Consider the following 13,500-nt stretch of genomic DNA (forward strand, 5'->3'; position numbering starts at 1 on the left):
AACCGCCTGCGTGCGCTTTACGCCCAGTAATTCCGATTAACGCTTGCACCCTCCGTATTACCGCGGCTGCTGGCACGGAGTTAGCCGGTGCTTCTTCTGCGAGTAACGTCAATTGATGAACGTATTAAGTTCACCACCTTCCTCCTCGCTGAAAGTGCTTTACAACCCGAAGGCCTTCTTCACACACGCGGCATGGCTGCATCAGGCTTGCGCCCATTGTGCAATATTCCCCACTGCTGCCTCCCGTAGGAGTCTGGACCGTGTCTCAGTTCCAGTGTGGCTGGTCATCCTCTCAGACCAGCTAGGGATCGTCGCCTAGGTGAGCCATTACCCCACCTACTAGCTAATCCCATCTGGGCACATCTGATGGCAAGAGGCCCGAAGGTCCCCCTCTTTGGTCTTGCGACGTTATGCGGTATTAGCTACCGTTTCCAGTAGTTATCCCCCTCCATCAGGCAGTTTCCCAGACATTACTCACCCGTCCGCCGCTCGTCACCCGGGGAGCAAGCTCCCCTGTGCTACCGCTCGACTTGCATGTGTTAAGCCTGCCGCCAGCGTTCAATCTGAGCCATGATCAAACTCTTCAATTAAAAGCTTGATGTGCTTCCACTCGAGAAGCGATGCTCAAAGATTTACTGCATGAATTTTACTTCAGTTAGTCACTCTTCAAGACTTGATATTTTTTTGCATCCGAAGATGCTGGATATCGTCTTGTGGAGTGCCCACACAGATTGTCTGATAAATTGTTAAAGAGCAGTGCCGAGAAACTCATCGGCGCGGGCTGCGTATATTACGCTTTTAGCCCGGAGAGTCAAGCGTTTATTTCGCTGTCTTCTCGCTGACCCGGCGGCTTGTCAGTCGTTGTTCCCGGTCAGTGGAGGCGCATTATAGGGAGTTCTCGGCAGGCCGCAACCCCTAAATGCAAAAAACTTTTCAAGCGCTCAAATAATCGCCCAAAATGCCTTTTTAGGATGTTTATTAGTCAAAAAACACCGGTTTTAGCGCAGCAATAGCGGCAAACCCTGTAAATAGAGACAAATGAAGATAAAGAAAAGGGAGCGGTCACCCGCTCCCTTTCATCTTCATGACGCTTAGTTGCCGTTATTGGCGTGCAACGATATGGTCGTTTTCCACATCCAGCGTCACCAGCTTGCCGGGAATCAGCTTGCCGGACAGGATTTGCTGCGCCAGCGGGTTCTCGATCTCCTGCTGAATCGCGCGTTTCAACGGACGCGCGCCATACACAGGGTCGTAACCGGTTTTGCTCAACAAAGCCAGGGCCGGTTCGGTCATGGTCACTTCGTAACCGCGCTCTTCCAAACGCTTGTACAGGCGAGACAGCTGAATTTTGGCGATTGCAGCAATGTGTTTCTCGCCCAGCGGATGGAACACCACCACTTCGTCGATACGGTTGATGAACTCAGGACGGAAGTGGTGACTCACCATCTCCATCACCGACTCTTTCATCTGCGCGTAGTTCATCTGACCGAAGTGCTCCTGGATCAGATCGGAGCCCAGGTTGGAAGTCATGATCACCACGGTATTGCGGAAATCGACGGTACGGCCCTGGCCATCGGTCAGTCGGCCGTCATCCAACACCTGCAGCAGAATGTTGAATACGTCCGGGTGCGCTTTCTCGACTTCATCCAGCAGAATCACCGAGTAAGGCCGGCGGCGCACGGCTTCCGTCAGATAGCCGCCCTCTTCATAACCCACATAGCCCGGAGGCGCGCCGACCAGACGCGAAACGGAGTGTTTCTCCATAAACTCGGACATGTCGATACGCACCATGGCGTCGTCGCTGTCGAACAGGAACGAAGCCAGCGCCTTGCAGAGCTCGGTTTTCCCCACCCCGGTCGGGCCGAGGAACAGGAACGAACCGATCGGCCGGTTAGGATCGGACAACCCGGCGCGGCTGCGGCGGATAGCATTAGATACCGCGCTGACCGCTTCGTCCTGGCCGATCACCCGCGAATGCAGCTCTTGCTCCAGGCGCAGCAGCTTGTCGCGTTCACCTTCCAGCATTCTGGCCACCGGGATGCCGGTGGCACGCGCCAGCACCTCGGCGATCTCCGCATCGGTCACCCGATTGCGCAGCAGTTTCATGCTTTTGCCTTCGGCCTGCGTGGCGGCGGCGAGCTGTTTCTCCAGCTCAGGGATTTTGCCGTATTGCAGTTCCGACATCCGCCCCAGATCGCCGACGCGGCGCGCCTGCTCCAGGGTGATTTTGGCCTGCTCGAGTTCAGCCTTGATGTTCTGGGTGCCGGAGAGCGAGGCTTTTTCCGCTTTCCACTCTTCTTCCAGCTCCGAATATTCGCGCTCTTTCTGCCCCAGCTCATCGCTGAGCATATCCAGGCGTTTCTTGCTGGCGTCGTCAGACTCTTTATTCAGCGCCTGCTGTTCCAGCTTCAACTGAATGATGCGGCGTTCAAGCCTGTCGAGCGATTCCGGCTTGGAATCCATCTGCATGCGAATGCTGGATGCCGCTTCGTCGATCAGGTCGATAGCCTTGTCCGGCAATTGACGATCGGCGATATAACGGTGAGAAAGCGTTGCCGCCGCCACGATGGCCGGGTCGGTGATCTGCACGTGGTGGTGCAGTTCGTAACGCTCTTTCAAGCCGCGCAGGATAGCGATGGTGTCTTCCACGCTCGGCTCCGCCACATACACTTTCTGGAAACGACGTTCGAGCGCCGCATCCTTCTCTATATATTGGCGGTACTCATCCAGCGTGGTGGCACCGACGCAGTGCAGTTCGCCGCGCGCCAGCGCCGGCTTGAGCATGTTGCCCGCATCCATCGCGCCATCCGCCTTACCGGCGCCGACCATGGTGTGCAGTTCGTCGATAAACAGGATGACGCTGCCTTCCTGCTTGGCCAGATCGTTGAGCACACCTTTCAGACGCTCTTCAAACTCGCCGCGGTATTTGGCGCCGGCGATCAAAGCGCCCATATCGAGGGACAATACGCGCTTGTGCTTCAGCCCTTCCGGCACTTCGCCGTTGATGATGCGCTGCGCCAGGCCTTCGACGATGGCGGTTTTACCCACGCCAGGTTCGCCGATCAGCACCGGGTTGTTTTTGGTACGGCGTTGCAGCACCTGAATGGTGCGGCGGATCTCTTCGTCACGGCCGATCACCGGGTCAAGTTTGCCCTGCTCGGCGCGTTCGGTCAGATCGATCGTGTATTTCTTCAATGCTTGCCGTTGGTCTTCGGCGCCTTGATCTTCCACGCTGTCACCGCCTCTCATTTGTTCAATGGCTTTGCTGATTTTGTCGGCCGTTGCGCCGGCCGCTTTCAACAAGTCGGTCAACGAGCCGCGGTCTTCCAGCACCGCCAGCACAAACAGCTCGGAAGAAATGAATTTATCCGCACGCTTCTGTGCCAGCTTGTCGCACAGGTTCAGGACGCGCACCAACTCGTGGGACGGTTGAACGTCGCCACCGGTACCTTCTACCTGCGGTAAACGGGACAGCGCCTGTTCGATCTCGGTGCGTACGCGCCCGGCATCGATACCTGCGGAAGTTAATAGTGGACGAACCGTGCCCCCTTCCTGATTGAGCAGGGCGCTCATCAGATGTAGCGGTTCAATAAACTGGTTGTCGTGCCCAAGGGCTAGTGACTGGGCATCGGCGAGGGCAAGCTGGAATTTGTTGGTAAGACGATCCAGACGCATAACACCTCCAAGATGGGTCGAAATTGCTACTGGAGATTAAATGAGGTCATCCCTCAAATTTTCAAGGTTATCTCGACGCTAAATTTTCGGTACAACGCCATGCGTCGTTGGATCGTCCTAATTCAATAGGTTATATCAGCCAGATTAAACTTGCCATACGTCCGGTTATTCCATCGCGTCGATAGGAGAAAAAATGACTCTTTTCGTTAACCGTGCAGCGGTCGCCGCCGTAGATGGCCTGCACGCCTGCCCGCAACAAACGTTGGCGAGCCAGCAAGTAGATATTAGCCAAAAACTTATCGCCGTGCGGCGTAAACGCCGCCGCGGCTTCGGCGTCTTCCGCGATAAAGGCAGCGCGCACCTCCGGCCCGACCTCAAACTGCTGCGGGCCGATCGCCGGCCCCAGCCAGGCGCTGATCTGGCTCGGCGCGGCGCTGAACGCCGCCACGGTTTGCTCCAGCACGCCATGGCATAACCCACGCCAGCCGGCATGAGCGGCGGCCACTTCGTCGCCGTGCTGCGAACAGAACAGCACAGGCAGGCAATCCGCCGTCATCACTGCACACACCTGCCCCGGCACGTTGCTGTACACCGCATCCGCCCGCAGATCGGCGGGCGCTTGCCCCGCCAACGTCACCACACGGGTGCCATGTATCTGCTCGAGCCACACCGGCATCTGCGGCAAGCCGGCGACGGTAACCAACCGTTCCCGATTGCGCTTCACCGCTTGCTCCTCGTCACCGACGTGGGCGCCGAGGTTCAGCGAGTCATAAGGCGGCAGGCTGACGCCGCCGCCGCGCGTGGTGCTGCAGGCCTTAACGCCGGGAGGCAATGGCCAGTCGGGCAGAATGAGCGAGTTCATTACCAGTCCATCTGATCTTTGAATTCTTCGGTATCCGCCTTCAGCGCGTTAATCAGATCGACCATGTCCTGCGGCAGCGGCGCATGCCACTCCATCTGGATGCCGCTGATCGGATGGTACAAACGCAGCATGGTGGCGTGCAGCGCCTGGCGGTCAAAACCGCGCAGCGTGTTGATGAAGGCTTCCGAAGCCCCCTTCGGCGGACGTGGACGGCCGCCGTACAGCGGATCGCCCACCAGCGGATGGCTGATGTAAGCCATGTGCACGCGGATCTGGTGAGTACGGCCGGTTTCCAGGCGCAGACGCAGACGGGTGTGCGCGCGGAAGTGTTCCATGATGCGGTAGTGCGTCACCGCCGGTTTACCCATCGGGTGCACCGCCATGTGGGTACGCTTGGTGGAATGGCGCGCTATGGGCTCTTCTACCGTGCCGCCGGCGGTCATGGTGCCAATCGCCACCGCTTCGTATTCACGGGTGATTTCACGCGCCTGCAGCGCTTCCACCAGCCGGGTTTGCGCCGGCACGGTTTTCGCCACCACCATCAGGCCGGTGGTGTCTTTATCCAGACGGTGCACGATGCCGGCGCGCGGCACGTCGGCGATTTCCGGGTAGTGATGCAGCAGCGCATTGAGCACCGTGCCGTCCGGGTTACCGGCGCCAGGGTGCACCACCAAATCGCGCGGCTTGTTGATCACCAGGATGTCGCTGTCTTCATAGACGATATCCAACGCGATATCCTGCGGCTCCCAACGCGCCTCTTCTTCTATCTGTGCATCGATGGCGACCGTCTCTCCGCCCAGCACCTTCTCTTTCGGTTTGTTTGACGTTTTGCCATTGACCTTCACCCGATCGCCCAGGATCCACTCTTTTATGCGAGATCGTGAATAATCAGGGAACAATTCGGCCAAAGCCTGATCTAAACGTTGTCCGAGTTGAGATTCGGCCACCGTTGCGGTGAGTTGTACTTGTTGTGCCATATGCAGCTTCTTCGTTAACGTTGGGTTTTCACGGCGATGCCGTTTAATATAATGTGCTATTGTACCTGGTCTTTGTCGGGAGCTTAACGGACAGTCTCCCGGAATAACACCCTGAGGATAATCAAAACGTCATGACGCGTATGAAATATCTGGTGGCGGCAGCCACGTTGAGCCTGGCGCTGGCAGGTTGCTCCACATCCAAGGATGCGGTTCCCGACAACCCACCTTCGGAAATCTATGCCACCGCGCAGCAAAAGCTGCAGGACGGTAACTTCAAGGGCGCGATTACGCAACTCGAAGCGTTAGATAACCGCTATCCTTTCGGGCCGTATTCCCAGCAGGTCCAGCTGGATTTGATTTACGCCTACTATAAGGCCGCCGACTTGCCGATGGCGCAGGCATCCATCGATCGCTTCATGCGCCTGAACCCGACGCACCCGAACATCGATTACGTGATGTACATGCGCGGTCTGACCGACATGGCGCTCGATGACAGCGCGCTGCAGGGCTTCTTCGGGGTTGACCGTTCGGACCGCGATCCTCAGCACGCTCGCGCTGCGTTCCGCGACTTCAGCCAGTTGATTCAGCAATACCCGAACAGCCAATACGCGACCGACGCCAACAAGCGTTTGGTGTATCTGAAAGACCGCTTGGCCAAGTATGAGCTTTCGGTGGCGGAATACTACACTAAACGCGGTGCTTACGTCGCGGTCGTTAATCGCGCCGAGCAGATGTTGCGTGAATTCCCGGATACCAAAGCGACGCACGACGTGTTGCCGCTGATGGAAAATGCCTACAAGCAACTGCAGCTGAACGGCCAGGCTGACAAAGTGGCCAAAGTGATCGCCGCCAACCCGCAATAAGCGCGCGTCGGCAACGGCAAAAAAACAAAACGGCAGCCTCGGCTGCCGTTTTCATTGGCGTGGACCTGGTTTTCACTGGAGGAATACACAAGTAAAAACACGGTGTTAGCTAGCGCTCCTCACCGGTCAACTCATCGATAATGCGCCATCCGGCGGCAACTCTCAAGCATTAGATAACCAATTCAAATGCTGAATCACAGATTGAACTAACTTTGCAAAAAGTGACAAAAAATCGTGATTTACATCACGCATTTAAACAAAAAGCGGGGTATGCTGGGTTCACCAAGACGGAAAGACAGAGAGGTAAGTTATATGACATTGAACATTACCAGCAAACAAATGGATATCACTCCCGCAATCCGCAATCACGTCGAAGACCGTCTCACCAAACTGGAAAAATGGCAGACCCAGCTGATAAACCCGCATATCGTCTTATCCAAAGAACCGCAGGGGTTTGTCGCCGACGCTACCATTACCACGCCGAACGGCCCGCTGGTCGCCAGCGCCAAACATGATGACATGTATACCGCCGTTAACGAGCTGATCGCCAAGCTGGAGCGCCAGTTGAACAAGGTGCAGCACAAAGGCGAAGCGCGCCGCTGCAATGCCAGCGTGAAAGACATCGTGCCGGAAGTGACGCAGGAACAGGAATAACCGTCCGACTGCGGTTGCCGCATCAAACGCGCCCGAGGGCGCGTTTTTTGTCGGGTATTTTTGTTGACGGGGTAAAAGCCAGCGGTTACTTTAAAACCTGTTCGCATTAACCTTAGGTAGACCATGCCACGCACACCGTTTTTCTTCGCATTCTTTTTTACCTTCCCCTGACTGGGAGGCGTTTCGTCGTGTGAGAAAGAATGCGAAGACGAACAACAAGGCCTCCTGGAAACAGGAGGCTTTTTTTATGGCTGTTATACAACGAATAAGAACTGAAGGCGGAAGCTGATTATGACTGACAACCCGTTATTGGTGCTGCGCGAGCGCATCAGCGCACTGGATTTGAAACTGTTGGCTCTGCTGGCGGAACGCCGTGAACTGGCGATCGAAGTCGGCAAGACCAAACTGCACTCTCACCGTCCGATCCGCGACAAAGAGCGCGAGCGCGATCTGCTGGATGCGCTGATCGCCGCCGCCAAGCCTTACGACCTGGACGGTTTCTACGTCACCCGCCTGTTCCAACTGATCATTGAAGACTCCGTCCTGACCCAGCAGGCGCTACTGCAGCACCAGCTCAATCCCGTCAGCCAACACTCCGCCCGCATCGCCTTTCTCGGCCCGAAAGGCTCTTATTCACATCTGGCGGCGCGCCAATACGCCGCCCGCCATTTCGATCGGTTGATCGAATGTGGCTGCCAGAAGTTTCAGGATATCTTCGCCCAGGTGGAAACCGGCCAGGCGGACTACGCCATTCTGCCGATCGAGAACACCAGCTCCGGCTCGATTAATGAGGTGTACGACCTGCTGCAACACACCAGTCTGTCGATCGTCGGCGAACTGACCAACCCTATCAACCACTGTGTTTTGGTGGCCGGCGACAGCGATTTGAGCCAGATTGAAACCGTCTACAGCCACCCGCAGCCGTTCCAGCAGTGCAGCCAGTTCCTGAATCGATTCCCGCACTGGAAAATCGAATACACCGAAAGCACGGCCGCCGCAATGGAGAAAGTCGCCAAGTTGAATTCGCCGAAGGTGGCGGCGCTGGGCAGCGAGGCCGGCGGCGCGTTGTACGGGCTGCAAGTGCTGGAACACAACCTCGCCAATCAACAGCAGAACATCACCCGCTTTATCGTCCTGGCGCGTAAAGCGATCGACGTCTCCGAACAGGTGCCGGCCAAAACCACGCTGATCATGGCGACCGGCCAGCAATCCGGTGCGCTGGTCGAAGCGCTGCTGGTATTGCGCGACAACGGCATCATCATGACCAAACTGGAGTCACGCCCGATCAACGGCAATCCGTGGGAAGAGATGTTTTACATCGATGTGCAGGCCAACCTGCGTGCCGACGCAATGCAAAAAGCGCTGCGCGATCTGGCGCCCATCACCCGCTCGCTGAAGGTGCTGGGCTGTTATCCCAGCGACACCGTGGTGCCGGTCAACCCATCCTGACGCGATAAAAAAAGGTTCGGCCAAGCCGAACCCTTCATTTTTATTTACCGCCGGTATTTTACTGCCGGCTGTCGTTAGCCTGCCGTAACAGCGTGCGGCTTTCCACCAGGAAGCGCTGGGCGTAATCGCCAAACCAGTGCTCCACCTTGCGGAAGCTATCGATAAACGCCTGTTTGTCGCCGTGCTCCAACAGCTTGATCGCCTCGCCGAAGCGCTGGTAGTAGCGTTTGATCAACGCCACGTTTTCCTCCGACGACATGATAATGTCGGCGTACAGCTGCGGGTCCTGCGCAAACAGGCGGCCAACCATCGCCAGCTCCAGCCGGTAGATCGGCGAAGAGAGCGCCAGCAACTGCTCCAGTTGCACGTTCTCTTCCGCCAGATGCAACCCGTAGGCGAAGGTGGCAAAGTGCCGCAGCGCCTGAATAAACGCCATGTTCTGATCGTGTTCGACCGCACTGATGCGGTGCAGCCGCGCGCCCCACACCTGCAGCTGTTCAAGCAACCACTGGTAAGCCTCTGGCCGGCGCCCGTCGCAATAGACCACGACCTGCTTCGCCACGCTGCCCACGTCCGGGCCGAACATCGGGTGCAACCCCACCACCGGGCCACTGTGCACCGCCAGCATCGCATGCAGCGGACGGTTCTTCACCGACGCCAAATCCACCAAAATACAGTCGTCGGGCAACGGCGGCAGGCGGCTTATCACCTGTTCGGTCACATGGATCGGCACGCTGACGATCACCATGCCGGCGTCTGCCAACAGCTGTTCCGCCTGTGGCCAATCTTCCTGATCCAATACCCTGACCTGATAACCCGACAACGTCAGCAGACGGTTGAACAGCCGGCCCATCTGGCCGTTGCCGCCAATGATGACGATCGGCCGCAGCTGCGGGCACAGGGTTTTAAAGCCTTTATCGTTCTCGCTGACGTACGATTCGCGCATCACGCGGCGCAAGACATCCTCGATCAAATCCGGCGGCACCCCGAGGTTTTCCGCCTCTTGACGGCGCGAGGCCAGCATCGCCGCTTCGCGCTCCGGCACATAAACCGGTAAACCGTGGCGGCTTTTCACCTCGCCGACTTCCGCTACCAGATGCAGGCGTTTCGCCAGCAGATCCAGCAGCGCTTTGTCCACCTCGTCAATTTGATCGCGCAACGCGGTCAGTTCTGCCACCATAACTTACTTTTCTCCCGTGCGTGCCGTCAGCGCAGCGCCGAGTTCCTGATGCATATGACGCAGCAGCGTTTCCGTGCTTTCCCAGTTGATGCAGGCGTCGGTGACGGACACACCGTAACGCATATCTGCACGCGGCTGCTCGGAAGACTGGTTGCCCTCATGCAGATGGCTCTCCAGCATGATGCCGGTGATCGAACGGTTGCCCGCCTTAATCTGCTCCACCACGGACTCGGCCACCGCCGGCTGACGGCGATAGTCTTTATTCGAGTTGCCATGGCTGCAATCTATCATCAAGGACGGATGGAGTCCCGCCTCGAGCATCTGTTTTTCACAGGCCGCAACGTGCTCGGCGCTGTAGTTCGGGGTTTTACCACCGCGCAGGATCACATGCCCGTCCGGGTTGCCCTGGGTCTGCAGCAGGCAAACCTGGCCCGCCTGGTTGATGCCGACGAAACGGTGCGGCATGGCGGCGGCGCGCATGGCGTTGATGGCGGTGCCCAGACTGCCGTCGGTGCCGTTTTTGAAGCCGACCGGCATCGACAGGCCGGAAGCCATTTCGCGGTGGGTCTGCGACTCGGTGGTGCGCGCACCGATCGCCGACCAGCTGAACAAGTCCCCCAGGTACTGCGGGCTGTTCGGATCTAATGCTTCGGTAGCCAACGGCAAGCCCATGCCCACCAGATCCAGCAACAGGCGACGCGCGATATGCAAGCCTGCTTCAACGTCAAACGAACCGTCCATGTACGGATCGTTGATCAAACCTTTCCAGCCGACAGTGGTTCTGGGTTTTTCAAAATAGACGCGCATAACGATATACAGCTGATCGCTCAAGTCAGCCGCCAGGGTTTTCAAACGACGGGCGTAGTCAAGCGCCGCATCCGGATCGTGGATCGAACAAGGTCCGCACACTACCAACAGGCGATGATCGCGCCCCTGCAAAATGTTGGCGATGGTGTTGCGCGCGGTGGCGATTTCATTTTCGTCGTCGGCGCTGAGCGGGAACTGGTTCTTCAGCTCCTCCGGCGTGATGAGAACCTGTTCTGCACTGATGTGTACGTTATTGAGCGCGTCTTTTTGCATGATGCTATTCCTGTCGTTTGGCGTTATGCGTTGAAGTGGAACCTTGAGCGTTTCAGGGCTCTACCTTATCACGCAATGTAAAGTTTTCAATCCAATTTCCGTAAATAAAAAATTACCGTAATTACCCCTAAGAAAACCCATTGGAAAATGCACTTTGATAAATACAATAAACGCAATAAATTTAATAAGATATGCAAACAAAAGGATTGCCAGCGCCTCTCTACCCGCTTGCCTAGCAATAAACGAAAATCGTAAACATAAATGTACACTTGATTTTACAAGGAAGACGCGCCCCCCACCTCAGCGCCAACGAATGGGCTGAGACAGGCATCCGCCAGACTCAGCACGAAGCGCTGCTGAAAGCGATGAATTTCAGTAGAAGAAAAGCGAATAAATAAGGAATAAAAATTAAAAACTTAAGCTAATGGCGGCTATTTTTGTCGCCGAAATGAACCGATATAATGTGACCGTCATCAACAATAACCACCCTTAACAACTGGATCCAAAATGCTCTCTTCTCGCGCTCGTCGCGCTTTTCCGCTGTATATTTGCTGCTTAACGACTTTCACCAGTGTTTCAGCTCTCGCCGACAATACGCTTTTCACCGCGATGGACGATCCGGCCACCGCCAAGAAACCGTTTGAAGGCAACGTGCAGGCGGGCTACAACGCCCAGTCAGGCAACTCGCAGAGTTCCACCCTGCTGGCCAACACCAACATGACCTGGTTCAACAGCGACGCGGCGTACAGCCTGTGGGGGGCGGCCAACAACACCACCTCCTCCAACGTGCGCTCCTCCGAAAAATACCAGGCCGGTGGCCGTACGCGCTATAACCTGACCGACCGCAACTACCTGTTCGGCCAAGCCAGCTGGCTGAGCGACCGTTTCAACGGTTACGATTCACGCTCCACGCTGACGGGCGGCTACGGCCGTCAACTCCTCAACGGGCCGCTCAGCGACCTGCGGGTAGAATTCGGTCCCGGCGTGCGCCATGACGAATACCACGGCGGCGGCCGCTCGACCAAAGGGCTGGCCTACGGTGCGGCCAACTATTCCTATCAGCTGACCGACAACACCAAGTTCATTCAGGGCGTTTCCGCGCTGGCGAACGAGGAAACCACGCTGAACTCGGAAAGCGCGTTGAACGTGGCGATCAACGATCGCTTCTCACTGCGCGTAGCCTACACCGTGACCTACAACAGCAAACCGCCGGCCTCGGCACCGAAAAACACCGACACCACCACCTCGGTCACGCTGGTCTACGGCCTGTAATCTCCCTTCCAGAATCTCTCGAAGCCCATCATCGATGGGCTTTTTTATGCCTGCGGCGTCAACGTTAACCAGACCATACCAAGCGCTTTCAACGCATCCGGAGAACATTGAAAGTCGACGTTGCCGCCGCTGACCCGCACTTGGTTACCCGGTAAACGCGCTATATCGTAAACGTCCAGGTTACCGTCTATGTCCACCAGCCAGCGGCCATTGGCGATATGCGTAACGGCCAGATCCACCAGCCAGGATACGCGCCCGCCATCAACATAAGCCGGCTGAGCCACGCCGTCAGGAATCAAAGAACAGTCTGCCGACCACTGCCCCACCTCTTTCAACTGCCCGGCGAGCAGGCGATATTTCGGTATCGTGCGCCCTCCGGGAACCGGTACCGCCGGTGCGGCATCACCCCACATTTCCCCCTGTCCCGTCGCCAACCACAGCAGCGAGACGCCTGTATCCAGAGCACAGGTCACCACGATATCGCCGGGGAAGTAGTTGCGGCGGACCCAGGTGCTCATCGTGCCTGAAGATATACCCAGCAGGTCGCCCAACTCTTTTTGCAGATTGAAACCGTAAGCATCCAAAATGCGGCGCAATACCCCTTTCCCGCCGGAAGCCAAAACGCGATCGTAAAGCGCTTTACCTTGCGCAGATGACGCAGGCTTGCGATTACTTTTTGATTTTACAAGTTCGCCGGTCATCAGCCAGGCCAAGTCTGCCCCCGTGGTTAACGCGCAGTTGATGATGACGTATCCGGGAACACTCCCCCGTTGTTGCCAACTACTGATGTTATTCGGCGCTATCCCGAGGATTTCACTCAATTCCTTCTGCGTGCCAACGCCATAAGATGAAAGAACTCTTTCAATCACCGCTCCCACGGAGGTGTTGTTGTTTGTTGCTTCTTCACGCATATCATCACCGATTAAAATAAAATTTGCATTTACAAGTCGCATTATGCGATTTAAAGTAACATCAATTCGCCGTCACTCGGCATATCGATCGCTTTAGTTAAGATGATGCGACATGGTTGATGAAAATGCAAATACCGTAAGGCGACGACGATCTTGCGTAAGCACTTTGTTTACACCGTGTTTACTCAAATTTTCGACCTTGAACGACGGATAACCGAACCTTGCTTTTGCGAGTATGCATCCATCATCAGATTCAGATAAGGAGATTGTCATGCTTCTAGCCAGCGAGGAGCAACGGGCTATCGGCCTGCGGCGTATTGCTGAAATCCGCCGCACACTGTTTGCCCGGCAAACCAACCATGCCGAAGAGATTTACGACACGGCGCCGCTGCACCTGCGCCATACGTTTTGCTTCCACGCCGGGCTGACTGAACGCTATGTGTGGTTAAAGTTTCACGAAATGGGTTATGCCGAACGGCGGAAAATCGTCGCGGCACTCAATGAACTCATCTCGCTCAGTCAATCGTTGCCGCGCTATATCAGCGAAACAGACTGTCTGTTAACCCCAAAAAAATAA

At 56.4% G+C, this 13,500-nt stretch carries 12 protein-coding genes, 1 rRNA gene and 1 other annotated feature; of the genes, 6 read left to right on the forward strand and 7 right to left on the reverse strand.

The genetic code is table 11. The features are described 5' to 3' along the window. From ACJ8PI_RS13570 to rluD, 4 genes are all read right to left on the reverse strand, one after another. A 16S ribosomal RNA gene (locus ACJ8PI_RS13570) occupies window positions 1–590 on the reverse strand; the annotation flags it as partial. Between the two features lie 511 nt (window positions 591–1,101). Then, a complete protein-coding gene (gene clpB, locus ACJ8PI_RS13575; protein WP_025301647.1) occupies window positions 1,102–3,675 on the reverse strand; it encodes an ATP-dependent chaperone ClpB in 2,574 nt (857 codons plus the stop codon). A gap of 130 nt (window positions 3,676–3,805) precedes the next feature. Next, the gene (yfiH, locus tag ACJ8PI_RS13580) at window positions 3,806–4,537 is read right to left on the reverse strand and encodes a purine nucleoside phosphorylase YfiH (RefSeq protein WP_041033370.1); all 732 of its coding nucleotides are present in this window, start codon (window positions 4,535–4,537) and stop codon (window positions 3,806–3,808) included. Beyond that, window positions 4,537–5,514 (reverse strand): 23S rRNA pseudouridine(1911/1915/1917) synthase RluD, encoded by a 978-nt coding sequence (gene rluD / locus ACJ8PI_RS13585; protein WP_004932452.1) that lies wholly within the window; start codon window positions 5,512–5,514, stop codon window positions 4,537–4,539. Before rluD ends, yfiH begins: the two co-directional genes overlap by 1 nt. A gap of 131 nt (window positions 5,515–5,645) precedes the next feature. Here rluD and bamD point away from each other — a divergent pair, with 131 nt between their 5' ends. The 4 genes from bamD (at window position 5,646) to pheA (ending at window position 8,480) form a co-directional block, all read left to right on the forward strand. After that, entirely contained in the window at window positions 5,646–6,377 is a 732-nt protein-coding gene (bamD, locus tag ACJ8PI_RS13590; protein WP_004932456.1) for an outer membrane protein assembly factor BamD, read from the forward strand. A 312-nt stretch (window positions 6,378–6,689) separates the two neighbouring features. Next, the gene (gene raiA / locus ACJ8PI_RS13595) at window positions 6,690–7,031 is read left to right on the forward strand and encodes a ribosome-associated translation inhibitor RaiA (RefSeq protein WP_004932457.1); all 342 of its coding nucleotides are present in this window, start codon (window positions 6,690–6,692) and stop codon (window positions 7,029–7,031) included. 122 nt (window positions 7,032–7,153) lie between these two features. Continuing rightward, window positions 7,154–7,280: a sequence feature (Phe leader region), on the forward strand. Further along, the gene (locus ACJ8PI_RS13600) at window positions 7,155–7,202 is read left to right on the forward strand and encodes a hypothetical protein (RefSeq protein ID WP_101428074.1); all 48 of its coding nucleotides are present in this window, start codon (window positions 7,155–7,157) and stop codon (window positions 7,200–7,202) included. Its footprint overlaps the feature before it by 48 nt. Window positions 7,281–7,322: 42 nt before the next feature. Continuing rightward, on the forward strand, window positions 7,323–8,480 hold the full coding sequence (pheA, locus tag ACJ8PI_RS13605) for a bifunctional chorismate mutase/prephenate dehydratase (RefSeq protein ID WP_033637186.1): 1,158 nt from the start codon (window positions 7,323–7,325) through the stop codon (window positions 8,478–8,480). A 58-nt stretch (window positions 8,481–8,538) separates the two neighbouring features. Here the strand turns inward: pheA and tyrA are convergent, their stop codons facing one another. Further along, window positions 8,539–9,660 (reverse strand): bifunctional chorismate mutase/prephenate dehydrogenase, encoded by a 1,122-nt coding sequence (gene tyrA, locus ACJ8PI_RS13610; RefSeq protein WP_033637185.1) that lies wholly within the window; start codon window positions 9,658–9,660, stop codon window positions 8,539–8,541. A gap of 3 nt (window positions 9,661–9,663) precedes the next feature. Next, window positions 9,664–10,740, reverse strand: a complete 1,077-nt coding sequence (locus ACJ8PI_RS13615) for a 3-deoxy-7-phosphoheptulonate synthase (protein WP_016929016.1) — start codon at window positions 10,738–10,740, stop codon at window positions 9,664–9,666. Window positions 10,741–11,247: 507 nt separating this feature from the next. On the opposite strand from ACJ8PI_RS13615, the gene ACJ8PI_RS13620 reads away from it, so the two are divergent. Then, window positions 11,248–12,012, forward strand: a complete 765-nt coding sequence (locus tag ACJ8PI_RS13620) for a DUF481 domain-containing protein (RefSeq protein WP_004932469.1) — start codon at window positions 11,248–11,250, stop codon at window positions 12,010–12,012. 44 nt (window positions 12,013–12,056) lie between these two features. On the opposite strand, the gene ACJ8PI_RS13625 is transcribed toward ACJ8PI_RS13620, so the two are convergent. Continuing rightward, window positions 12,057–12,923 (reverse strand): helix-turn-helix domain-containing protein, encoded by an 867-nt coding sequence (locus tag ACJ8PI_RS13625; RefSeq protein ID WP_374213772.1) that lies wholly within the window; start codon window positions 12,921–12,923, stop codon window positions 12,057–12,059. A 271-nt stretch (window positions 12,924–13,194) separates the two neighbouring features. Here ACJ8PI_RS13625 and ACJ8PI_RS13630 point away from each other — a divergent pair, with 271 nt between their 5' ends. Then, window positions 13,195–13,500, forward strand: coding sequence for a hypothetical protein (locus ACJ8PI_RS13630; RefSeq protein WP_033652973.1), 306 nt, complete (start codon window positions 13,195–13,197; stop codon window positions 13,498–13,500).

Source organism: Serratia sp. CY82433 (genome assembly GCF_052166535.1).
Lineage (GTDB): Bacteria > Pseudomonadota > Gammaproteobacteria > Enterobacterales > Enterobacteriaceae > Serratia > Serratia sarumanii.